Genomic DNA, 21,910 nt, shown 5'->3' with positions numbered 1-21,910 from the left:
ACCGCACACCCCGCCGTAAAATCGATAGCACTGTGTCTGATTTCCGCAGCGCTTCCGACGCCCCCCAGCCAGCCGCACCGCATCCCGGCGCCTCCGTCCGGCACACCCGGGCCAAGGGTGAGCCCCGGTTCCCCGACGGGCCGAAGGCCGACCCGGCCGGGTCGCACTTCGAGCGGCGGATCCGGAGTTTCCAGCCCCGCCGGAGCCGGGTGACCGCCGGGCAGGCGGACGCGCTGCAGCGGCTGTGGCCGCTGTGGGGGCTGGACATCGACGGGCAGCGGGTCATCGACCTCGGTGAGCTGTTCGGCAACGACCACCCCGTCGTCCTGGAGATCGGCTTCGGCATGGGCGAGGCCACCGCGCAGATGGCCGCCGCCGACCCGGGCACCAACATCCTCGCCGTGGACGTCCACACCCCCGGCCAGGGCAACCTGCTGGCTCTCGCGGAACGGAACGAGCTGTCCAACATCCGGGTGGGCAACGGCGACGCGATCATCCTCCTGCGCGAGATGCTCGCCCCCGACTCCCTCGCCGGACTGCGCGTCTACTTCCCCGACCCCTGGCCCAAGAAGCGCCACCACAAGCGCCGCCTGATCCAGCCGGAGCTCCTGACGCTGGCCGCGGCCCGGCTCGCGCCGGGGGCCGTCCTGCACTGCGCCACCGACTGGGAGCCGTACGCCGAGCAGATGCTCGAGGTGCTCACCGCGCACTCCGACTTCGAGAACACCGCGCCCGGCGGCGGATTCGCGCCGCGTCCCGCCCACCGGCCGCTGACCCGTTTCGAGGGCCAGGGGCTGGACAAGGGTCATGTGGTGAACGACTTGCTCTTCCGCCGCGTACCGCACACCGAATAGCCCCGCGACCAGCACCCGGAGCAGCCCCCACCGGTTAGGGTCCATGCCGTGGCCACCTGTCCCCCGTACCCGACGAATCCGCCGCGTCCGCACTGGTGGCAGCGCGCCTGGGTGCGTTACGGGGCAGTGGCCACGTTGCTGGCGACATCCGGCCTGGTGATCCTGGCCCTGGTGCGTGAACAGACCGGCACCCAGGGCTTCCTGGTCGGACTCGGCCTCGCGGTGCTGCCGGTGCCGCTGCTCATAGCCGCGTTCCGCTGGCTGGACCGGGTCGAGCCCGGCCCCTGGCGGAACCTGCTGTTCTGCTTCGCCTGGGGCGCCTGCGCCGCCGCCCTGATAGCGATCATCGCCAACAGTTTCGCGACGAGATGGATCGCCACGGCCACCGCCGACCCGGCCGGGGCCGACACCCTGGGCGCCACGGTCATAGCGCCCGTCGTCGAGGAGTCCGCCAAGGCCGCCGCCGTCCTGCTGGTCTTCCTCTTCCGCAGGCGGGACTTCACCGGCATCGTCGACGGCGTGGTCGTCGCCGGCGTCACCGCCACCGGCTTCGCCTTCACCGAGAACATCCTCTACCTGGGCAACGCCTTCGGCACCGACCAGCTCACCGGCGACAGCGGCTTCGCCTCGGTCACCGCCGCGACCTTCTTCGTCCGCGTCGTGATGTCGCCCTTCGCCCACCCGCTGTTCACCGTGCTCACCGGCATCGGTTTCGGCATCGCCGCCCTCTCCACCGGCCGGCACCGCCTGCGCCGCGCCCTGCTCCCGCCGGCCGGCCTGCTGCTCGCGATGGGCGTGCACGCGCTGTGGAACGGTTCGGCCGCGTTCGGCGAGTACGGCTTCCTCGCCGTGTACGGGGCGTTCATGGTGCCCTGCTTCGGCCTGCTGACCTGGCTGGTGATCTGGACCCGGCAGCGCGAACTGCGCACGGTGCGCACCGAGCTGCCCGCGTACGTCATGGCCGGCTGGCTGGCCCCGGCGGAGCCGCACGCGCTCGGCTCGATGCACGCCCGCCGCCTCGCCCGGCAGTACGCCCGCCGGCACGCCGGGAAGCAGGCCGCGCGGGCGGTGGCGCAGTACGAGGCGTACGCGACCTCGCTGGCGTTCCTGCGGCGGCGGGGGCGAGAGGGCCGCGCGGGCGCCGACTTCGCCCTGCGGGAACGGGAACTGCTGGGCGCCCTGTGGCAACGCCGCGAGGTGGCGCGCCCGGCGCTGGACCACGCGGCCCGCGTCACGGCTCCGCCACCGGTCGCCGCCTGGCCGGGGCACGGGGCGTACGGGGCGCAGGGGATGTACGGCGCCCGCGCCGGGCACGGCACGTACGGCAGCGCTTACGGATACGCGGGCCCGTGGGCTCCGGCCTTCGCAGCGGCCCCGTCACCGACCCCGTACCCCGTGTCCGTCCGGCCCCCGTACCCGTAGGCGCCGTACCCCCGGCCCCACCCCCACCGGCCGTAGCGTGCCTCAGGCCGACGCCTCCGTCAGCCGCCCGGTCTCGTCCTCAGTCAGGGTCAGCTCCGCCACTCCCAGCAGCGCCGGCAGCTGCTCCACCGTGCGCGCGGACGCGATCGGCGCGGCCACCGTCGGCTGTGCGGCCAGCCAGGCCAGGGCGACCGTGGCGACGGGGGCGTCGTGGGCTTCGGCGATCTCGTCCAGGACCGTGAGGACCCGCTGCCCGCGCTCGCTCTCCAGGTGCTTGGCGGCGCCGCCCGCGCGCGGGCTGTCGACCCTCGCGCCGGGCCGGTACTTGCCGGTGAGGAAGCCGGACGCGAGGGCGTAGTAGGGCACGGCGGCCAGCCCGGCCCGCTCGGCGAGGTCGCGCAGTCCGCCCTCGTAGGTGTCGCGCGAGACCAGGTTGTAGTGGGGCTGGAGTGCCACGTACCGGGCGAGGCCCTCGCGGTCGGAGAAGTCCAGGGAGGCGGCGAGCCGCTCGGCGGAGATGTTGGAGGCGGCGATGTGCCGGACCTTGCCCGCCCGCACCAGTTCGTCGAGCGCGCCGATGATCTCCTCGACCGGCACCTCGGGCTTGTCGAAGTGGGTGTAGTAGAGGTCGATGTGGTCGGTGCCAAGGCGGCGCAGGGAGGCGTCGGCGGCGGCCTTGATGTTCGCGGCGCTCAGTCCCGGGTACTCGGGGTGCTGGCTGACCTTGGTGGCGAGGACGACGTCGTCACGGTTGCCGCGGGCCTCGAGCCACTTGCCGAGGAGGGTCTCGGACTCGCCGCCGCTGTTGCCGTCGACCCATGCGGAGTATGAGTCGGCGGTGTCGACGAAGTTGCCGCCCGCCGCGGTGTAGGCGTCGAGGACGGCGAAGGAGGTGTCCTGGTCGGCGGTCCAGCCGAAGACGTTGCCGCCGAGGGCGAGGGGGAAGACCTCCAGGTCGGAGGAGCCGAGCTTGCGCAGAGAAGTCATGTACTGCGTCAACGAGCCCGACGGATCCCGGGATTCCGGCAGCGGGGCAAAGATCCCGCAAACCGGCAGCCCTGACGTCGGGGGGTCGCCGTCAGGACCGCCGGGGATCAGGAGTGACGACCGGCGTGTGCGGTGCGGTGCGGCTCAGGGGGTGAGGCCCTTGCTCTGCAGCCATGCCATCGGGTCGAGGCTGCCGCCGCCGGCCGTGTGGACCTCCATGTGGAGGTGGGCGCCGGTGACGTTGCCGGTGGCGCCGACGCGGCCGATGACGTCGCCGGTGGTGACCTCCTGGCCGACGCTGACGTTGATCGAGGACTGGTGGGCGTACCAGATCTCGGTGCCGTCATCGAGGGTGAGCACGGTCTTGTAGCCGTACGACCCGTCCCAGCCGGCCGATGTGATCGTGCCGCTGTGCACCGCCTTGAGCAGCGTGCCCGTGGGGGCGGCGAAGTCGAGGCCGGTGTGGTGGCCGGACGACCAGTAGGGGCCCGCCTGCCCGAAGGTGGAGGAGATCGTGTACGAGGAGGTGGGCAGCGTGTACTGCTTGGCCAGCTTCGCGAGCCGCTCGGCCTCGGCCTTCTTCGCGGCTTCCTCCTCCGCCTTCTTCTTGGCGGCGGCGGCCTTGGCCTCGGCCTCCTTCTCCGCCTTGGCGGCGGCTTCCGCGGCCTTCTTCTCGGCGGCGGCCGCGGCCTCGGCGGCGGCCTTGCTCTCGACCTGGGCCTGCTGCTGCTCGGCCTGCGCCATGATCCGCGCACGCAGCGACTCGCCGGCGTCGGCGGTGGTCTCCTGGCCGGTGCCGGCGGAGGCGGCGGCGATACCGCTGAGCGGGGTGGCGGAACCCTCGGGCTCGGGCTCCTCGTCGGAGAGGATCGAGCCGACGTTCGGCAGGTCCGGCATGGAGATGGACACCGGCGGCTTGCCGGTCTGCGCGCTGGCCATGCCGCCCGCGCCGACGGCGGCTATGACACCGACACCGAGGACGGTGGAGCTGCGGGCGAGTCCGCCGCGCTGCTTGGCGACGCGGTGCCGGCCGCGCACGGGGCGGATGGACTCCGCGGTGGGGTTCCACTCCTCCCAGGGGCCCTCTTCGGCGCGGTGGACGTCGTAGCCGAAGGTGTCGGTGTCGTGCCCGCTGGGCACGAACGGGGCCTCGGGGGCAGGCCGGTTGGACGCCACGTGGGCGTACTCCTTTCCTTCCTTTCGCCTACCGGGTTAGCTGACGGGTTCGGAGCAGGAAGGTCTCCTACGCGCGTATATCCGCCGTGACTGGCACGGCGTCATACGCCCGATTCACCCCAAGTGGTGGTTCCCCGGTTCCCTTGCGGGATTCGGCGCGTGCGCACGGAGCCGCCTTCTGTGACGGCTGGGACGACCGCGCTGCGTTATCGAACGTTAATAGACGCGGGCCTCGGATTCCAAGCCGTTCCGCTTGATCATTAACGAAACCCGGGTGGACACAGGCCTCATGGATGGTTAAATCCGGGCGAGTTGACCACTCCTCAGTGCCCCTTCGGCACCACTTTCCGCAAGCACCTCACCTGACGGTATGTCAGTTGTTATGCGGAGGGCGCTCGCTTCATCACGGGCGGTGATCAGGGCCGTCGTACGGCGAGCAGCGCCATGTCGTCGGCCATGCCGCCCCCGGAGTGCCTGCGCACGTCCTCGGCGAGGGTGCCGAGCAGTTCTTCCGGGTGCCGGAACACGCAGCCGGCGAGCCGCTCGTGCGGGTCGTAGAACTCGCCCCGGTCGTCGCGGGCTTCCGACAGTCCGTCGGTGTACAGCAGCAGCGTGGCCCCGCCGGGGAACGGGGCCTGTTCCGCCCGGTCGGGCCACACGCCCAGTTCCCCCATCCCGAGCGGCAGCGCCGACTCCCGGGCGGGCAGCGGGCGCAGGGTGCCGTCGGCGTAGAGCAGCAGCGGTGGCGGATGCCCCCGGTTGAGGACGCGGACGACCCCGTCGCCGTGCGGGAGTTCGGCGAGTACGGCGGTGGTGAACCCCTCGAAGGCGTCCAGCCCGTCGCGCCGGGTGCCCTCGCGGGCCAGCGCCCGCTCCAGCCGCTGGGCCACCGCCTCCAGCGTCGTCTCCTGTTCGGCGGCCTCCCGGAATGCGCCGATCACGACGGCGACGGCGGCGACCGCGCCCATGCCCTTGCCCCGCACGTCGCCGACGATGAGCCGGATGCCGCGCGGGCTGTCCTGCACCGCGTACAGGTCGCCGCCGATGAACGCGTCGGCCTGCGCCGCCTCGTAGCAGGCGGCGATCTCGAAGCCGCCGATCCGCTCGGCGGGTTCGGGCAGCACGGCCCGCTGGGCGGCCTCGGCGATCTCGCGGACGGAGACGAGCCGCTCGCCGGTGCGGCGGACGAAGGCGTTGACGAGGACGGCGAGCGCGGCCACCGTCGTGATGGTGATCAGCTCCGTGAGGGAGTCGACGTAGTGGATGACGTCCTTGCTCAGCTGGAGCCCGACGACGGCGGCGACCACGGCGGCACTGGTGAGCGCCGTGCCGCGCCGCGAGTACACCGCGGCGGCGACCAGGGGCGCGGCCGTGTAGAGGGGGCCCGCGGTGAAGTAGCGGGGGGTGAAGATGTCGTACAGGACGGCGACGACGATCAGCAGGACGGGCAGCAGGCGCACGAGGACCCGCCCGTACGAGCGGCGGCGGTGCTGCTCGGCCTCGGACGGCAGGACCTCGACGGTGTCGCCCAGTCCGGGGTCGGGCACGGGATCGCCGGGGAGCCGGCCGTCGGCCCTGGCGTACGCCCCCTCGTCGTCCACGTCACCTGGCCGCACCACTCGTCTCCCGCCACCCCGCACGTCCACGCCGCTTGCCGCCTGGTCCTCCAGGTTTCCGGGAGTGGAGGCGGGGGGCGAGTCGTGAGGGCCGACCGGGTGAACGCACCGAGGGCCGGAATCCTCATGGATTCCGGCCCTCGGCCTTCAGTAGCGGGGACAGGATTTGAACCTGCGACCTCTGGGTTATGAGCCCAGCGAGCTACCGAGCTGCTCCACCCCGCGTCGTTGTGTCTCCACTGTACGTCATCCGGGGGGCGGAATGCACATCCGTATCTCCCTACCTCTCCAGATGGCGGTTCGGCGCCTTCGCCCGCCCCTCGTAATCGGGCAGTACGACGACGGTGGCGCCCTGCGCGGCGAGCACCCCGCTGCCGTCCGCGCCCGGCACGAAGGTGTCCGGCTCACGCCAGGCCGTGACCACCCGGCGCACCCCCGCGTCGAGGATCAGCCGGGCGCACGGGGCCGGCCGGGAGGCGCGGCGGGCGCACGGTTCCAGGCTGGAGTACACGGTGGCGGTGGCGAGCCGCGGATCGCCGGGGTCGGTCTTGGCCAGCGCGGCCTCCTCCGCGTGCACCACGGCGTCCCCGCCCTCCCGTGAGTGCCCCCGCGCCAGCTCCGTCCCGTCGGCGGCGACCACGACCGCCCCCACGCTGAACGCCGTCGCCGACGGCGGGCACAGCTCGGCCAGCTCGCAGGCGAGCGCCAGCCAGTGCCGGTCGGCGGCGGTCACCCGGTCGCCGGTGCCGGGCGCGGTCGGCAGGTACCGCGTCAGTACGACGTCCTCGATGCGCCGCGCCTCCACGAGCCTGAGCCGCCCGCTCTGATAGCCGCCGGGCCCGAACAGCCGGGGCGCGTCCGGGTCGCCCACGAGGAGCGGCGCGAGCACGAGCTGCAGCTCGTCGGCGAGCTCCCGCCGCAGCAGCTGGGTGTGGACCGTCCCGCCGCCCTCGACCATCAGCCGCCCCACACCTCGCCGGTCGTGCAGATACTCCAGCGCCGTCCGCCAGTCGAGCACGGCACCGAGCGGCACGATGTCGGCCGCGATCCCGAGCGCGTGGGCCCGCCGGGCGCCCTCGTCCGTGGTCAGCAGCACCTTCTCCCCGCCCGTGTGCCAGAACCTGGCCTCCGGGTCCAGCTCGCCGGTGGCGCTGACGGTGACCTTGAGGGGGTACTCCGCCCGCCCCGCCGCGACCCGGGCGGCCCGCCGCTCGGCCGAGTTCACCAGCAGCCGTGGATTGTCGGCCCGGATCGTGCCGGCGCCGACGAGGATCGCGTCCACGGAGGCCCGTACCTCGTCGACCCGGTCGAAGTCGGCGGGCGAGGAGAGCAGGAGCCGTTCGGGGCCGGTGTCGTCCAGGTAGCCGTCGAGGGAGACGGCGGCGGAGAGGAGGACGTAGGGGAGGGACATGGGGCGTACTCCGGGGACGGACGGGTGGGGCGGGCCTCGATCATCGCCACTCCCACCATGATCTGCGATGGTCACTCGAAGTCGCCGTTGACCCACGCGAGAAGGCGGGCGCGCTTCTTGTAGGAACAGGCGGTGTAGTCCGTGCCGGACGTCACGGGCGTTCCGGCCTCGGCCCGCAACTCGTAGCCGTGGTCGCTGGGGCCGTACTCGCCGTCACGGCGACCGTCCAGGTCGTCGGCCCAGTCGAGGAGACCGAAGTCCAGGTCGAGGCCCATGTTCTCGAGGTAGCGGCCGGGGTCGGCCGGCTCCACCGGCGCGAGGCGGGCGTCGTCCCCGGCGGTGGCCCGGTCCTCGAGGCAGCCGTCGGACCGCACGGGCTGGCCGAGCCACCATCCGGCCAGGAACACGGCGTACAGAGTGGTGACGACGCCGATGCGGCGGAGGGTTATCCAGGTGGGCATCCCGTCTAGCCCCACTCGCCCCCGAACCAGGCCCGGAGGCGTGGGCGTTCGCTCGTGTCGTTGGTGCAGGCGACGGCGTAGGAGGTGATCGCGATGCTCATCGTGGCACGGCCGGCCTCGACCGAGAAGTCCGGGGGGATGCCGGTGGGGCCGGCTGTGGGCGTGGGCGTGGGCGTGGGGGACGGTTCGGGGCCGTACCGTTCGGCGGCCCGGTCGAGGGCGGCCTGGTCGGTATGGCACTCGGGAGTCACCGGCTGCCCCAGGTACCAGCCCGCGACGAAGACGCCGTAGACCACGGCGGCGGCGCCGAGGCGGCGCGGGGTGACGACCCTGCGGGGGCGGAGGTCAACCCCGTCTAAGCCGGGGGGTGTTGTACGCATGTCGAAGGACTTTACCGCCGGGCCACGGTGCGCATGACAAAGACCCCAGCTCGTTGACTCTGTGAGCTGGGGTCCGGCCGGTAGGCCCTGTGGGACTCGAACCCACAACCAATGGATTAAAAGTCCACTGCTCTGCCAATTGAGCTAAGGGCCCAGGGGGTGCCGCGCGGTGTTGCGTGATGTTGCCATACCGAGCATAGCCCGACGCGGCCGGGACTCCGATCGGGTATCCGGGTCACGGCCGCGTCGGGCTCGTCGTACTCGTCGTGCGCGGCGGTGTTACGGGTCCACCGGCTCCGGTGCGTTCGCGCGGGCCGCCAGGCGGGCCCGGGTGCGTTCGTGGTCGGGGTTGAGGAACCAGTGGCGGGCCGAGGCCAGCCACCAGGTCGCGGCGAAGCCGAGGACGACCAGGACGGCGATCGGCGCGTAGTTGAAGGTCTCCCAGGTCACCGGGGAGACCTGCGGCAGCATGAACAGGACCGTGATGACGCAGACCCACGTCACCGCGATCACGCCCACCGCGCCGGACCAGCGGCCCAGGTGCCACGGTCCGCGTTCGAAGGCCGCCCCCTTGCGGACGCGCAGCAGGGTCGGGATGACGTAGGCGATGTAGAGGCCGATGACGGCGATCGACGTCACCGCCGCGTACGCCGTGACGTTGATCAGGTAGGGCAGGCCCAGGGCGAGTGCGCCCAGGGCGGCCAGCCAGACGGCCGCGACCGGCGTGCGGGTGCGAGGGTTCACCGTGTGCCAGACGTGCGAGAAGGGCAGCGCCCCGTCGCGCGAGAAGGCGTAGATCATGCGGCTGTTGGCCGTCACCGAGGCCATCCCGCAGAACAGCTGGGCTCCGATGACGACGAGGAGGAGCAGTTTGCCCGCGGTGGCGCCGAGGGCGTCGAGCAGGATCTGCGCGGGCGGTGCGCCGGTGGGCGACGTCAGGGCGCCCTCGTAGGACTGGATGGCGAAGGTGAAGCCGAGGAGGAGGACGAAGCCGGCGATCCAGGACGTCCAGATGGAGCGGACGATGCCCTTGGGGCCCGCCGTCGACGCGTCGTGCGTCTCCTCGGTCATGTGGGCGGAGGCGTCGTAGCCCGTGAAGGTGTACTGGGCCATCAGCAGGCCGATGAGGACCACGTAGACGCCGCTGCCCCAGCCCGTGTTGTTGACGAACTCCCCGAAGACGAAGGACGCCGACTGGTGCTGGTCCGGCGCGAAGGTCAGCGCGCCGACGATCACCGCCACGCCGACGACGTGCCACCACACGCTGATGCTGTTCAGGAGGCCGACGATGCGGACGCCGAAGGTGTTCAGCAGGCCGTGGAGGACCAGGATGGCCGCGAAGAGCAGGATCGTGCGGCCCGGTGTGACCTCGAAGCCGAACTGGAGGTTCAGGTAGGCGCCCAGGAAGGACGCGGCGCCGAAGTCGATACCGGCGGTGACCGCGACCTGGCCGAGCACGTTGAACCAGCCCGTGAACCAGGCCCAGGCGGCGGCCGTACGGGGCGGTGCCAGGCGGTGCGCCCAGAAGTACAGGCCCGCCGAGGTCGGGTACGCCGAGCAGATCTCGGCCATCGCCAGGCCTACGAAGAGGGTCATCAGGCCGACGGCGACCCAGCCCCACGTGATGACGGCGGGGCCGCCCGTGTTCATGCCGAACAGGTAGAGGGTCAGGCAGCCGGAGAGGACCGAGATGATGGTGAAGGAAACCGCGTAGTTGGAGAACGCCGACATGCGGCGGGCCAGAACCTGGGTGTAGCCGAGCTGGGCCAGCCGTTCCTCGTCCGAGAGCCCGCTCACCTTGGCGTCATCTGTCATGCCCCCAGCAATTCCCCTGTGGAGGACGTGACATGCGTCACTCCGTGGCCGAAAACTGGTCCGGGGAGCGGGAAGCCGAAACGCCGTGGCCTCCGCCCGGTGAGGGGCGGAGGCCACGGCTCTCGGTACTACTCGGCGTCAGCGGTTACGTCAGCCGTTGCGTCAGCCGTTGCGCTTCCAGCGCGGCTTGTCGTCACGGCGGCCGAAGGAGGAACCGCGGTGGTCGTCCCGGCGGCCGTACGGGCGGTCGTGCCCGCCGGAGCGGAAGCCGGGACGGTCGCCCTGGCGGTCGCGGTTGAACGGACGGTCGCTGCCGCGGTGGCCGCCGCGGTCGTCGCGGCGGTCGTCACGACGGAAGCCGCCACGGTCGTCACGACGCTCGAAGGAACGGCCACCACGGTCGTCACGACGGTCGTTCCGGTCGTCACGGCGGAAGCCGCCACGGTCGCCGCGGTCGTCACGACGGTCGTCACGACGGAAGCCGCCACGGTCGTCGCGGCGGTCGAAGGAACGGCCACCACGGTCACCGCGGTCGTCGCGACGCTCGAAGGAGCGACCACCACGGTCGTCACGACGGTCGTCACGACGGAAGCCACCGCGGTCGTCGCGGCGGTCGAAGGAACGGCCACCACGGTCACCGCGGTCGTCACGACGCTCGAAAGAGCGACCACCACGGTCGTCACGACGCTCGAAGGAGCGACCACCACGGTCGTCACGACGGTCGTCACGACGGAAGCCGCCACGGTCGTCACGGCGCTCGAAGGAACGGTCCCGGCCGTTGCCGCCGCTCCGCTCCGGCCGCTCCGTCTTCTCCACGTCCCGCGCGCCCGGCTGCTCGGGCACCACGACCTCGGCCTGGGCCTCCGTCGCGGCGGCCACCTCGGCCAGGACCGTCTCCGGGTCCTCGCCACGCTCCCGCGCGACCCTGGCGACCAGGCGGTCCGCCTCCTCGCGCAGCTCGGTGGCGCGGCGCTGGGCCCGCTCCAGCTCCTTGGTGAGCTGGGTGACCTCGCGCTCGGCCTGCTGCGCCGCGTTGCCCGCGGACTCGGCCTGGACCTCGGTCATCGACCGGGCGCCGGTGATCTCGGCGACCTCCGGGTCGAAGGCCGCGCCGCCCTGGATGATGTGGCGCGTGGCGTCGACGCCCGCGTCCTCCATCAGCCGGAAGATCTGGCGGCGCTGGTGCGGCAGGGAGAGCGAGACGACCGTGCCGGTGCGGCCCGCGCGCGCCGTACGGCCGGCGCGGTGCAGGTAGTCCTTGTGGTCGCCGGCCGGGTCCACGTTCAGGACCAGGTCGATGCCGTCGACGTGGATGCCGCGCGCGGCGACGTCGGTGGCGACCAGGACGTTGACGTAGCCGTCCTTGAAGTCGGCCAGCGTGCGGGTGCGCGCGCCCTGGGTCATGCCGCCGTGCAGCGCGTCCGCCTTGGCGCCGGCGTCCCGCAGCTGCTCGGCGACGCGGTCGGCGCCCAGCTGGGTGCGGACGAAGATGATGGTGCGGCCCTTGCGGGAGGCGATGGCCGCGGTGACCGGCGCCTTGTCCTTGGGCTTCACGACCAGGATGTGGTGCGACATGGTCGTCACCGCGCCCTGGGCCGCGTCGACCTCGTGGCTGACCGGGTCCTTCAGGTACCGGTCGACGAGGGTCTTGATCTCGTTCTCCATCGTGGCGGAGAACAGCATCCGCTGACCGCCCGCCGGGACCTGGTCGAGCAGCTCGGTGACCTCGGGCATAAAGCCCAGGTCGGACATCTGGTCGGCCTCGTCGAGGACCGCGATCTGCACGTTCTCCAGGGAGCAGGCGCCGCGGTTGATGATGTCGCGCAGACGGCCCGGGGTGGCGACCAGGATGTCGACGCCCTTCTCCAGGGCGTAGATCTGGTTGCCCATCGAGGTGCCGCCGCAGACGACCTTCATCCGCAGGCCGACGACGTCGCCGTACGGCTGGAGCGCGTCGGCCACCTGCATGGCCAGCTCGCGGGTCGGGGTGAGGATGACGGCGCGGGGCTTGTGCTTCTCGGTGCGGCCGCCGGCGAGCTGCGCCAGGGTCGGCAGACCGAAGGAGAGGGTCTTGCCGGAGCCGGTGCGGCCCCGGCCGAGGATGTCCTTGCCGGCCAGGGCGTCCGGGATGGTCGCGGCCTGGATCGGGAAGGGGGTGGTCACGCCGTTCTGCGCGAGCTTGCGCACGACGCCCTCGGGGAGACCGAGGTCCGCGAAGGTGACCTCGGGGGCCTGCGGGGTCTCGGGGGTCGTGGAGGCCTCGACGGCCTCCGGGGTGCCCTCGACGCCCTCGGCGTTCTCGGGCACGACGACGTGATCAGTACTGGTCATGGACATGCGAATGCGAAACCTTCCGGAGTCTCTCGTCGGCACGCGCCCGTCAACTCCGTGAATCGCGATTCGCAATACGACCGCCTCGATGCGGTCCACCACGGCAGGGGGAGAGAACGCGCCACACGGCGCGCTCTGCGGTGGCGCCGGGCAAATGGGATCAAACGATCTACCACCATACGCACCTCACACCCCCGAAGGCAAACCGATCAGCGGCCGAGTAGCACATGCCCTGCTCAGCCCGGCTGCCGGGCCCCGCTAGGCCACTGCCCCGGCCACTGTCCCGGCCGCTATGCCGGTGCCCCGGCCGTCGGCGCCGGCTCCCGTTGCGCCAGCTGCGTTCCCGGCGGCTCGTGCGCCGACGACGACGGCTCCGCCGTCGAGGGCTCCGGCGACGGCGAGGCGGGCGGCTCCTCGGTCGGCGTCGGCTCGGGCTCGGGCGTCCGCGTCGGCTCCGCGGGCGGCGTCCGGGTCGGCGCGGGTTCGTCGTCCCCGTCCTTCACCGGCGGCGGCTGCGTCACACCGGCGGGCGGCTCGGCGGCGGGGGACTCGCCCTTCCGCTTCCCGCCCTCACCACCGCCCTTCTTCTCGTCCTCGCCCTTGCCCTTCTTCCCCTTGCTCTTGCCACGTCCGCGCTTCTCGTCGGCCGCCGCCGCTCCGTAGCCGACGTTGCCGCCCGACACCGCGGGCCCGCCGTCCGGCGCCGCACCGCCCTGCTCCCCGGCGGAGTGCGACGGCCTGGCGCCCCCGCCGGACGCGTCGTCGCCGACGCTCATGCAGCCGGCGGCAGCGGCGACGGCCACGGCGGTGGCGGCCAGACGGACGGGTACGTACAAGGGGCGCACGGGCGGCCACCTCCGGGGATCAGGAGTCGCCGTGCCCAACTCCCGTCACCCACAAGAGGACACGCGCCGCGCCCCGCGGACCTTGACCCGAGCGCGTCAGCCGTACCCGGTCGGCCGAAGACGACCACCGAACCCGCGACGCTCACCCGAACCCGGCGACGCTCACCCGAACCCGGCGGCGCTCACCCGTACCCGAGGGCGTGCAGCCGCGCGTCGTCGATCCCGAAGTGGTGCGCGATCTCGTGCACCACCGTCACCTCGGTCTCCGCGACCACGTCCTCGCGCGTCTCGCAGAACCGCAGCGTCGGCCCCCGGTAGATGGTGATCCGGTCCGGCAGCACCCCCGCGTACCACTCCCCGCGCTCCGTCAGCGGCGTCCCCTCGTACAGCCCGAGCAGCTCGGGATCGTCGGCCGGCGGCTCGTCCTCGACGAACACCGCGACGTTGTCCATCAGCCGCGTCAGCTCCGGCGGAATCCGGTCCAGGGCCTCTGCGACCAGTTCCTCGAACTCCTCGCGCGTCATCTCCAGCACAGGCCCATTGTCGGGTACGACCGTGGGGTACGACACAGACCGCACCGAAGCACGACACAGCCCGCACCGAAGCCCACCGCATACCCGCCCCGGGCCTTGGGCATACGGGACCAATGGCCCGCGTCCCCGCCGCCGTCCTGCACGTCCTGGCCGAGGTGATGAACCCCATCCGCAACGCGCCGCGCGCCCTCATCCACCGCCACCGCCACCGCACCCGCCGGACGTCCACGGCGGTCGGACTCGCCCCCCGGTCCCGCCCCTGGACCCGCGCCGTCGGCCTCGTCGCCGTCGTCCTGCTCGGGGCCTGGCTCGGCCTGCTGGTCGTGGGCGACGTCCGTGTGCCCGTCGGCCCCATGGACACCACGATGACGCTGCGCCCGTCCGTCAGCGGCGGCACGAAGATCAACGTCTCACCGCTGGGCGCCCTCCAGCTCGACAGCCACGTCGCCCCCGTCCGCCTCGACGTCAACGTCGACCAGCTCGACCCCGACCGCGCCGCCGCACTGGTCGACCACCCCGAACGCCTCTCCGGCCTCCAGGACGAGGTCGCCCAGGACATCGAACGCGGCACCCTCGACCTCGCCGTCCGCTCCTGCGTCGCCGTCGTCACCGGCGCCACCGCCCTCGGCCTCGCCGTCTACCGCCGCCCCCGGCGCGCCCTCGCCGCCGGCGGACTCGCGCTCACCCTCCTGGTCGCCTCCGGCGGCACCGCCTACGCCACCTGGAACCCCGACTCCGTCCTGGAGCCGAAGTTCTCCGGCCTGCTCTCCTCCGCGCCCTCGCTGGTCGGCGACGCACGCAGCATCGTCACCGAGTTCGACGTCTACCAGAAGGAGCTGGCCCGCCTGGTCACGAACGTGACCAAGCTCTACGACGCCACCTCCACGCTCCCCACCTACCAGCCCGACCCGACCACGATCCGCGTCCTGCACGTCTCCGACATCCACCTGAACCCGGCGAGCTGGAAGATCATCGCCTCGCTGGTGGAGCAGTACCAGGTGAACGTGATCGTCGACTCCGGCGACACCATGGACCACGGCACGGCCGCGGAGAACGGCTTCCTGGACCCCATCGAGGACCTCGGCGCCCCCTACGTCTGGGTCCGCGGCAACCACGACTCCCGCGTCACCCAGAAGTACCTCCAGGGCCTGAAGAACGTGCACGTCCTCGACGACGGCCGCGCCAAGACCGTCGCGGGCCTGCGCTTCGCCGGCATCGGCGACCCGCAGTACACCCCCGACCGCTCCAAGCCGGACGGCGCCGAGGCGTCCCAGGAACTCGCCGGCGCCCGCCTCGCCTCCGCCCTGCGCGACCAGCGCACGGCCGGCACCCCCGTCGACATCGCCGTCGCCCACGAGCCGTCGGCCGCCCGCGAGGTCGACGGCGAGGTGCCGCTGGTCCTCGCCGGTCACCTGCACCGCGAGGACATGGAGGTCATGGAGTACGGCACCCGGCTGCGCGTCGAGGGCTCCACCGGCGGCAGCGGTCTGCGCGCGGTCGAGGGCGAGTACCCCGACCCGATCCAGGCGTCGATCCTCTACTTCGACCGCGACAGCCGGCGCCTCCAGGCCTGGGACGAGATCGAGCTCGGCGGCCTGGGCCTGACGACGGCCGAGGTCAGCCGACATCTCCCCAAGGAGAACCAGCCCGGCGCGACCCCGTCCCCGACGGTGGAGCCCCCCTCCGGGGCAGGACCCGCCCCGTCCCCTCGGTGACCCGCGATTATTCGGTTTGGTGACGCCCCGAAAGCCGTAGTACAGTCTCGTCGTGCCCAAGGGCAGCGGTCAGGGCTTGACCGTCCCGAACTCCATCAGGGGCCAGGGAGAAGCGGAACCTTTCGAGGGGAAGCGGAGTCACATGCTTCTCACGTCCCCTAATGGGGGCGACAAGCGAAGCAAGCAGTAACAGCTTGTCCGCCCTCATCGTCTAGCGGCCTAGGACGCCGCCCTTTCAAGGCGGTAGCACGGGTTCGAATCCCGTTGGGGGCACGCAGTACATGTGCGACACTGTCGTACGTAGCTTGGTCCTGTGGAGCAGTTTGGAGTGCTCGCCACCCTGTCAAGGTGGAGGCCGCGGGTTCAAATCCCGTCAGGACCGCTGAGGTTTCACGTGAAACCTCGCGGCTGGGTAGCTCAGTTGGTACGAGCGATCGCCTGAAAAGCGATAGGTCGCCGGTTCGACCCCGGCCCCAGCCACAGCAAAGGCCCCGATCTTCGGATCGGGGCCTTGTTGTGTCCGGCACGTGCCGCCCGCTGTCCGGCGGACAAAAGCGTTCGCCAGGTTTTTCCGTCGGATGAGATCCTGGAAGCCGTATGTCTACGCATCCCGCCCCCACTCTCGGCACTCTCGCCCCCCGGCTGACCGAGCTGTCGCTGCGCGACGCGCACCGGCTCGGCCGGAGGCTGGAGGGTGCGCGGAAGATCCGTAAGCCGGAGGCCCGGGCCGCCGTTCTCGCCGAGATCGACGCGGAGGTGGCCAAGGCCGAGCAGCGCGTCGGTGAGCGCCGGGCGCGGGTGCCCGCGGTCACCTACCCCGAGCAGCTGCCCGTCAGCCAGAAGAAGGAAGAGATCGCGGCCGCCATCCGTGATCACCAGGTCGTCATCGTCGCCGGTGAGACCGGGTCCGGCAAGACCACGCAGATCCCGAAGATCTGCGTGGAGCTGGGGCGCGGCGTGCGCGGCATGATCGGGCACACCCAGCCCCGGCGGATCGCCGCACGCACCGTCGCCGAACGGGTGGCCGACGAGCTGGACACGCCGCTCGGTGAGGCCGTGGGCTGGAAGGTGCGGTTCACCGACCAGGTGAACCCGGACGCCACCTTCATCAAGCTGATGACGGACGGCATCCTGCTCGCCGAGATCCAGACCGACCGCGAGCTGCGCGCCTACGACACGATCATCATCGACGAGGCGCACGAGCGGTCCCTCAACATCGACTTCCTGCTGGGGTACCTGGCGCAGCTGCTGCCGAAGCGGCCGGACCTGAAGGTCGTCATCACCTCGGCGACCATCGACCCGGAGCGGTTCTCCCGGCACTTCGGCGACGCGCCGATCGTCGAGGTCAGCGGGCGGACGTACCCCGTGGAGGTGCGGTACCGGCCGCTCCTCGAAGAGGACGGGGACGACGCCGACCGGGACCAGATCACCGCGATCACCGATGCCGTCGAGGAGCTGATGGGCGAGGGGAAGGGCGACATCCTCGTCTTCCTCTCCGGTGAGCGCGAGATCCGGGACACGGCGGACGCGCTGGAGAAGAAGAAGTACAGATTCACGGAAGTACTGCCGCTGTACGCGCGGCTCTCGCACGCCGAGCAGCACCGGGTCTTCCAGCAGCACACCGGGCGCAGGATCGTTCTGGCGACCAACGTCGCCGAGACCTCCCTCACCGTCCCCGGCATCAAGTACGTCATCGACCCCGGCTTCGCCCGGATCTCCCGGTACAGCCACCGCACCAAGGTCCAGCGGCTGCCGATCGAGCCGGTCTCGCAGGCCAGCGCCAACCAGCGCAAGGGCCGCTGCGGCCGTACGTCCGACGGCATCTGCATCCGGCTGTACTCCGAGGACGACTTCGAGGCGCGGCCGGAGTTCACGGACGCGGAGATCCTGCGGACCAACCTGGCCTCCGTCATCCTGCAGATGACCGCGGCCGGCCTCGGCGACATCGAGAAGTTCCCCTTCATCGACCCGCCGGACCATCGCAACATCCGCGACGGTGTGCAGCTCCTCCAGGAGCTGGGCGCGCTCGACCCCGCGCAGAAGGACGTACGCAAGCGGCTCACCGACACCGGGCGCAAGCTGGCGCAGCTGCCCGTGGACCCGCGGCTGGCCCGGATGGTGCTGGAGGCCGACAAGAACGGCTGTGTCCGCGAGGTCATGGTCATAGCGGCGGCGCTGTCCATCCAGGACCCCCGGGAGCGGCCGGCGGAGAAGCAGGCGCAGGCGGACCAGCAGCACGCCCGCTTCAAGGACGAGACCAGCGACTTCCTGGCGTTCCTGAACCTGTGGCGGTACGTCCGCGAGCAGCAGAAGGAGCGCGGCTCGTCGTCCTTCCGCCGGATGTGCAAGCAGGAGTACCTGAACTTCCTGCGCATCCGCGAGTGGCAGGACATCTACACACAGCTGCGCACGGTCGCCAAGCAGATGGGCATCCACCTCGACGAGCAGGACGCACCCGAGGACCGCGTGCACGTGTCGCTGCTGGCGGGGCTGCTCTCCCACGTCGGCATGAAGGACGTGAAGGAGGGCGCGAAGAACGAGTACTTGGGCGCGCGGAACGCCAAGTTCGCGATCTTCCCGGGCTCGGCGCTCTTCAAGAAGCCGCCGCGGTTCGTGATGTCCGCGGAGCTGGTGGAGACCTCCCGGCTCTGGGCCCGCGTCAACGCGAAGATCGAGCCGGAGTGGGTCGAGCCGCTCGCCGGGCACCTGCTCAAGCGGACGTACAGCGAGCCGCACTGGGAGAAGGACCAGGCGGCCGTGATGGCGTACGAGAAGGTGACGCTGTACGGCGTGCCGATCGTGGCGCAGCGCAAGGTGAACTACGGGCGGATCGACCCGGAGGTCAGCCGTGAGCTGTTCATCCGCAACGCCCTGGTCGAGGGCGACTGGCGTACGCATCACAAGTTCTTCGCGGACAACCGCAGGCTGCTGACCGAGGTCGAGGAGCTGGAGCACCGCGCCCGGCGCCGGGACATCCTGGTCGACGACGAGACGCTGTACGACTTCTACGACCAGCGGGTGCCCGAACACGTCGTCTCGGGCGCGCACTTCGACTCGTGGTGGAAGCACAAGCGGCACGAGCAGCCCGACTTCCTCGACTTCGAGCGCGAGATGCTCATCAACGAGAAGGCGGGCGCGGTCACCAAGGACGACTATCCGGACTCCTGGCGGCAGGGGCCGCTGAAGTTCCGGGTGACGTACCAGTTCGAGCCGGGCGCGGACGCGGACGGCGTGACCGTCCACGTGCCGCTCCAGGTGCTGAACCAGGTGACGGACGAGGGCTTCGACTGGCAGATCCCGGGGCTGCGGGAGCAGGTGGTCACGGAGCTGATCCGCTCCCTGCCCAAGCCGATCCGCCGCAACTACGTCCCGGCCCCGAACTACGCGCAGAAGTTCCTGGAGCGGGCGGTACCGCTCCAGGAGCCGCTGACGGTCACCATGGCGCGGGAGCTGAAGCGCATGGTGGGGGTGCCGTTCGACGCGGAGGACTTCGACTGGGCGAAGGTCCCCGACCACCTCAGGATCACGTTCCGGATCGTCGACGAGCGGCGGCGCAAGCTGGCGGAGGACAAGGACCTGGAGGCGCTGCGGCTCCGGCTGAAGCCGAAGGCGCGCAAGGCGCTGTCGCAGGCCGCGGCGGCCACCGCCGTGCGCAGTGGCGGCGAGTCGCTGGAGCGCTCCGGTCTGACCGACTGGACGATCGGCACCCTGTCCCGGGTCTTCGAGACGCGCCGGGCGGGCCAGCCGGTGAAGGCCTATCCGGCGCTGGTCGACGACGGCGACACCGTGTCCGTGCGGCTCTTCGACACCGAGGCCGAGCAGGCGCAGGCGATGTGGAAGGGCACGCGCCGGCTGATCCTGCGCAACATCCCGGTCAACCCGGCGAAGTTCGCGTCCGAGAAGCTCACCAACCAGCAGAAGCTGAACCTGTCCGCGAATCCGCACGGTTCCATCCAGGCGCTGTTCGACGACTGCGCCATGGCGGCGGCGGACAAGCTGATCGCCGACTTCGGCGGTCCGGCGTGGGACGAGGAGTCGTACCGGAAGCTCTACGACAAGGTCCGCGCGGAGATCGTCGACACGACCGTCCGCACGGTGGGGCAGGTGCAGCAGGTGCTGGCGGCCTGGCAGGCGTGCGAGCGGCGCCTGAAGGGCGTACGGAGCCCCGCGCTGCTGGCGAACCTCCAGGACGTGCGGGGGCAGCTGGACGCGCTGGTGAAGCCCGGCTTCGTGACGGAGGCGGGGATCAGGCGGCTGCCCGACCTGATGCGCTACCTGGTCGCCGCGGACCGGAGGCTGCAGCAGATGCCGACCGGCGTCCAGCGGGACACGTCCCGGATGGAGAAGGTCCACGAGATGCGGGACGAGTACGCCTGGCTGCTGGAGCAGATGCCGCGGGGCCGGCCGGTGCCGCAGCAGGTCCTGGACGTGCGGTGGATGATCGAGGAGCTGCGGGTCAGCTACTTCGCCCACGCGCTGGGCACGGCGTATCCCGTCTCGGACAAGCGGATCGTGAAGGCGATCGACGCGCTGGCGCCGTAGCCGACAGGTGTGACGAGGCGTGCACGGAGGGTGAGTTCGACCCGGGGCTCCCCCTCCTGTACAGTCTCTTCTCGCAGCGCAACGCAAGGAAAGCGCCGCGAAACCTGGTCCTGTGGAGCAGTTTGGAGTGCTCGCCACCCTGTCAAGGTGGAGGCCGCGGGTTCAAATCCCGTCAGGACCGCAGCAGAAGGACCCGCATCCATCGATGCGGGTCTTTCCTCGTCTTCCCGTCCGAAAGCGCTCGCCACCCTGTCAAGGTGGAGGCCGCGCCCGCGGCGCAGCCGCTGCCGGGTACAGCAAATCCCGTCAGGACCGCAGCAGAAGAGGCCCGTACCTACCGGTACGGGCCTCTTTCTCGTGCCCTCGGGCACGCACCGATTGGTGTGGGCCTCTTCTTGTGCTCCCGCGTCGCGTTCCGCCCCACGCTCCCCAGAAAGCCCTCAGCGCCCCTCTCCCGGCCTTGACGGCGTCACATTCGCTCGGTACTCCAAAGAACAGGGAACGTCCCTGTACGGCCCCGGAGGTGGCGTATGGCGGCATCGGTCAGGCACGAGACGCGGGCCCTGCTCCGCGCGCATCTGTCGGCCGCGTCGTCCTACCGTCATCTGACGCGCCACTGTCCGATCTGCCACCGGTTGCTGCGGCTGGCGCTGGACTCGCCCGTCCCACAGTCCCCGACGGGCCGTCAAGACGGCGTCGAGAGCGAGACGGCGTCCCCGGCGTGACGCCCGCCGGCCCCAACACCCTTGCCACGCCAGCCTTCTGGAGCGCGGGCCTCCATTAACGCACCCGTGCCGGACCCAACAAGCACCGCGCGCTGTGACGGGTGTCACCGCATGAGTTTTTGAAACCGTGGCACTTACGGCTCCCCTACAACCGGTCAATTTAATATGTGCAATTGCACCACTCCCACCGGTCTCCGCCCGGCCCTCCCACAGCCGTTCCGACACCCCTCCCCAGACTCCGACAAGGCCGCTCACAGAGGGCGGCGGACGGCCCTCACCAGGCACAGGACCGCACAAAAAAGAGATCGCGCTGGACCCGGCGGAGTCCAGCGCGATCCACGACGCACCCCTGTTGGGGCAGGAACGGCGTCGTTTGGAGCTGTGGTTCCGAGCGCCTCGGCGGGTTGGGGGACCTGCCGTTTTGCCCGGTTATTCAGTTGTTCAGGCCTCGCTGCGCTGCTGCGGGATGCCCGCGAGCAGGGCGCGGACCTCGGCCTCGCGGTAGCGGCGATGCCCGCCGAGCGTGCGGATCGACGTGAGCTTGCCGGCCTTCGCCCAGCGCGTGACCGTCTTCGGGTCGACGCGGAACATGGTGGCGACCTCAGCCGGGGTCAGCAGCGGCTCGGCATCAGGGGTGCGAGCGGTCATGAGCGGCCTCCTCGGGAGAACCGAACCTTCTCGGTTCTTTCCTCTAAATTCTGCACCTTGACCCGCGTTGCCCGATATGGCGGACGCGAGTCGAGTCGGTTATAGGACGAACGGCTTGTCCTCGGCACTACAACTACACCATCTGTCCAGCCGCGTCGGCCAAACCGATGGAATTGCCCTCCCAGGTGTTCATCAGCGACGGAAGCCGATGGACCATGCCATAGCGGACAGTCACGCCACTGTGACGATCAGTCACAGGACGATCAGGCGTCACCAGACCCCCCAAAGCGTGCAAACCCAGGAATCCGCCCACAGTGCATCACAATGGGACGGAACGAGCCCTCCCCGGGCTCCTTGTCCTATTTTGGCATGAGGAGGGGGAACGGGCGCAAGAGTGATGTACGTGCGGTCCGTCACGCTTGACGCATACGCCCGGATCGGGACCTACG

The 21,910-nt window shown here is 71.0% G+C and carries 16 protein-coding genes, 6 tRNA genes and 1 riboswitch; of the genes, 9 read left to right on the top strand and 13 right to left on the bottom strand.

All coding sequences use genetic code 11. The features are described 5' to 3' along the window. The first annotated feature begins 32 nt into the window (after positions 1 to 32). Entirely contained in the window at positions 33 to 854 is an 822-nt protein-coding gene (gene trmB, locus KUM03_RS15240; protein WP_217248820.1) for a tRNA (guanosine(46)-N7)-methyltransferase TrmB, read from the top strand. A gap of 48 nt (positions 855 to 902) precedes the next feature. Then, positions 903 to 2,276, top strand: a complete 1,374-nt coding sequence (locus tag KUM03_RS15235) for a PrsW family intramembrane metalloprotease (protein ID WP_217248807.1) — start codon at positions 903 to 905, stop codon at positions 2,274 to 2,276. A gap of 42 nt (positions 2,277 to 2,318) precedes the next feature. Here KUM03_RS15235 and KUM03_RS15230 read toward each other — a convergent pair whose 3' ends face one another. From KUM03_RS15230 to KUM03_RS15175, 12 genes are all read right to left on the bottom strand, one after another. Next, complete coding sequence (locus KUM03_RS15230; RefSeq protein ID WP_217248805.1) at positions 2,319 to 3,263, bottom strand: aldo/keto reductase; 945 nt, start codon at positions 3,261 to 3,263, stop codon at positions 2,319 to 2,321. Positions 3,264 to 3,407: 144 nt separating this feature from the next. Continuing rightward, positions 3,408 to 4,439 (bottom strand): M23 family metallopeptidase, encoded by a 1,032-nt coding sequence (locus KUM03_RS15225; RefSeq protein ID WP_217248797.1) that lies wholly within the window; start codon positions 4,437 to 4,439, stop codon positions 3,408 to 3,410. A gap of 11 nt (positions 4,440 to 4,450) precedes the next feature. Next, positions 4,451 to 4,607, bottom strand: a riboswitch (cyclic di-AMP (ydaO/yuaA leader). Positions 4,608 to 4,855: 248 nt separating this feature from the next. Then, positions 4,856 to 6,055 carry a PP2C family protein-serine/threonine phosphatase gene (locus KUM03_RS15220; protein WP_217248795.1) on the bottom strand — a complete coding sequence of 400 codons (1,200 nt, stop codon included), beginning with the start codon at positions 6,053 to 6,055 and terminating at the stop codon, positions 4,856 to 4,858. Positions 6,056 to 6,206: 151 nt separating this feature from the next. After that, positions 6,207 to 6,280: transfer RNA gene (locus tag KUM03_RS15215), tRNA-Met, on the bottom strand. Positions 6,281 to 6,335: 55 nt separating this feature from the next. Beyond that, positions 6,336 to 7,466, bottom strand: a complete 1,131-nt coding sequence (locus KUM03_RS15210; RefSeq protein ID WP_217248793.1) for a dihydrofolate reductase family protein — start codon at positions 7,464 to 7,466, stop codon at positions 6,336 to 6,338. 71 nt (positions 7,467 to 7,537) lie between these two features. After that, entirely contained in the window at positions 7,538 to 7,927 is a 390-nt protein-coding gene (locus tag KUM03_RS15205; protein WP_217248791.1) for a hypothetical protein, read from the bottom strand. Between the two features lie 5 nt (positions 7,928 to 7,932). After that, positions 7,933 to 8,223, bottom strand: a complete 291-nt coding sequence (locus tag KUM03_RS15200; RefSeq protein ID WP_308406324.1) for a hypothetical protein — start codon at positions 8,221 to 8,223, stop codon at positions 7,933 to 7,935. A gap of 165 nt (positions 8,224 to 8,388) precedes the next feature. Continuing rightward, a tRNA-Lys gene (locus KUM03_RS15195) sits at positions 8,389 to 8,461 on the bottom strand. Positions 8,462 to 8,586: 125 nt separating this feature from the next. Further along, a complete protein-coding gene (locus KUM03_RS15190; protein ID WP_217248779.1) occupies positions 8,587 to 10,122 on the bottom strand; it encodes an amino acid permease in 1,536 nt (511 codons plus the stop codon). A gap of 162 nt (positions 10,123 to 10,284) precedes the next feature. Then, positions 10,285 to 12,459, bottom strand: coding sequence for a DEAD/DEAH box helicase (locus KUM03_RS15185; protein WP_217248771.1), 2,175 nt, complete (start codon positions 12,457 to 12,459; stop codon positions 10,285 to 10,287). A gap of 284 nt (positions 12,460 to 12,743) precedes the next feature. Next, complete coding sequence (locus tag KUM03_RS15180; protein ID WP_217248769.1) at positions 12,744 to 13,298, bottom strand: hypothetical protein; 555 nt, start codon at positions 13,296 to 13,298, stop codon at positions 12,744 to 12,746. A 182-nt stretch (positions 13,299 to 13,480) separates the two neighbouring features. After that, complete coding sequence (locus KUM03_RS15175; protein ID WP_043383624.1) at positions 13,481 to 13,831, bottom strand: metallopeptidase family protein; 351 nt, start codon at positions 13,829 to 13,831, stop codon at positions 13,481 to 13,483. Between the two features lie 113 nt (positions 13,832 to 13,944). Here KUM03_RS15175 and KUM03_RS15170 point away from each other — a divergent pair, with 113 nt between their 5' ends. The 7 genes from KUM03_RS15170 to KUM03_RS38315 all read left to right on the top strand — a co-directional run bounded on the left by KUM03_RS15170 (position 13,945) and on the right by KUM03_RS38315 (position 20,813). Continuing rightward, the gene (locus KUM03_RS15170; RefSeq protein WP_217248761.1) at positions 13,945 to 15,546 is read left to right on the top strand and encodes a metallophosphoesterase; all 1,602 of its coding nucleotides are present in this window, start codon (positions 13,945 to 13,947) and stop codon (positions 15,544 to 15,546) included. A gap of 200 nt (positions 15,547 to 15,746) precedes the next feature. Beyond that, a tRNA-Glu gene (locus KUM03_RS15165) sits at positions 15,747 to 15,819 on the top strand. A 34-nt stretch (positions 15,820 to 15,853) separates the two neighbouring features. Beyond that, a tRNA-Asp gene (locus KUM03_RS15160) sits at positions 15,854 to 15,928 on the top strand. Between the two features lie 24 nt (positions 15,929 to 15,952). Then, positions 15,953 to 16,026 (top strand) — tRNA-Phe (locus KUM03_RS15155). 117 nt (positions 16,027 to 16,143) lie between these two features. Then, positions 16,144 to 20,088, top strand: a complete 3,945-nt coding sequence (gene hrpA, locus KUM03_RS15150) for an ATP-dependent RNA helicase HrpA (RefSeq protein ID WP_217248759.1) — start codon at positions 16,144 to 16,146, stop codon at positions 20,086 to 20,088. Between the two features lie 106 nt (positions 20,089 to 20,194). Further along, a tRNA-Asp gene (locus KUM03_RS15145) sits at positions 20,195 to 20,269 on the top strand. 349 nt (positions 20,270 to 20,618) lie between these two features. Further along, positions 20,619 to 20,813, top strand: coding sequence for a DUF6274 family protein (locus KUM03_RS38315; RefSeq protein ID WP_254399363.1), 195 nt, complete (start codon positions 20,619 to 20,621; stop codon positions 20,811 to 20,813). 441 nt (positions 20,814 to 21,254) lie between these two features. On the opposite strand, the gene bldC is transcribed toward KUM03_RS38315, so the two are convergent. Further along, positions 21,255 to 21,461, bottom strand: a complete 207-nt coding sequence (gene bldC / locus KUM03_RS15140) for a developmental transcriptional regulator BldC (RefSeq protein ID WP_003949541.1) — start codon at positions 21,459 to 21,461, stop codon at positions 21,255 to 21,257. Positions 21,462 to 21,910 lie beyond the last annotated feature (449 nt).

Source organism: Streptomyces sp. AC602_WCS936 (assembly GCF_019049125.1).
GTDB lineage: Bacteria > Actinomycetota > Actinomycetes > Streptomycetales > Streptomycetaceae > Streptomyces.
This window is presented reverse-complemented; position numbering and strand designations above follow the sequence as displayed.

What these genes read in the sequence shown, in the direction of transcription:
- KUM03_RS15230 (WP_217248805.1), bottom strand. Translation starts at nt 3,263, where the DNA reads ATGACTTCTCTGCGCAAGCTCGGCTCCTCCGACCTGGAGGTCTTCCCC.
- KUM03_RS15210 (WP_217248793.1), bottom strand. Translation starts at nt 7,466, where the DNA reads ATGTCCCTCCCCTACGTCCTCCTCTCCGCCGCCGTCTCCCTCGACGGC.
- KUM03_RS15205 (WP_217248791.1), bottom strand. Translation starts at nt 7,927, where the DNA reads ATGCCCACCTGGATAACCCTCCGCCGCATCGGCGTCGTCACCACTCTG.
- KUM03_RS15190 (WP_217248779.1), bottom strand. Translation starts at nt 10,122, where the DNA reads ATGACAGATGACGCCAAGGTGAGCGGGCTCTCGGACGAGGAACGGCTG.
- KUM03_RS15185 (WP_217248771.1), bottom strand. Translation starts at nt 12,459, where the DNA reads ATGTCCATGACCAGTACTGATCACGTCGTCGTGCCCGAGAACGCCGAG.
- KUM03_RS15170 (WP_217248761.1), top strand. Translation starts at nt 13,945, where the DNA reads ATGGCCCGCGTCCCCGCCGCCGTCCTGCACGTCCTGGCCGAGGTGATG.
- hrpA (WP_217248759.1), top strand. Translation starts at nt 16,144, where the DNA reads ATGTCTACGCATCCCGCCCCCACTCTCGGCACTCTCGCCCCCCGGCTG.
- KUM03_RS38315 (WP_254399363.1), top strand. Translation starts at nt 20,619, where the DNA reads ATGGCGGCATCGGTCAGGCACGAGACGCGGGCCCTGCTCCGCGCGCAT.
- bldC (WP_003949541.1), bottom strand. Translation starts at nt 21,461, where the DNA reads ATGACCGCTCGCACCCCTGATGCCGAGCCGCTGCTGACCCCGGCTGAG.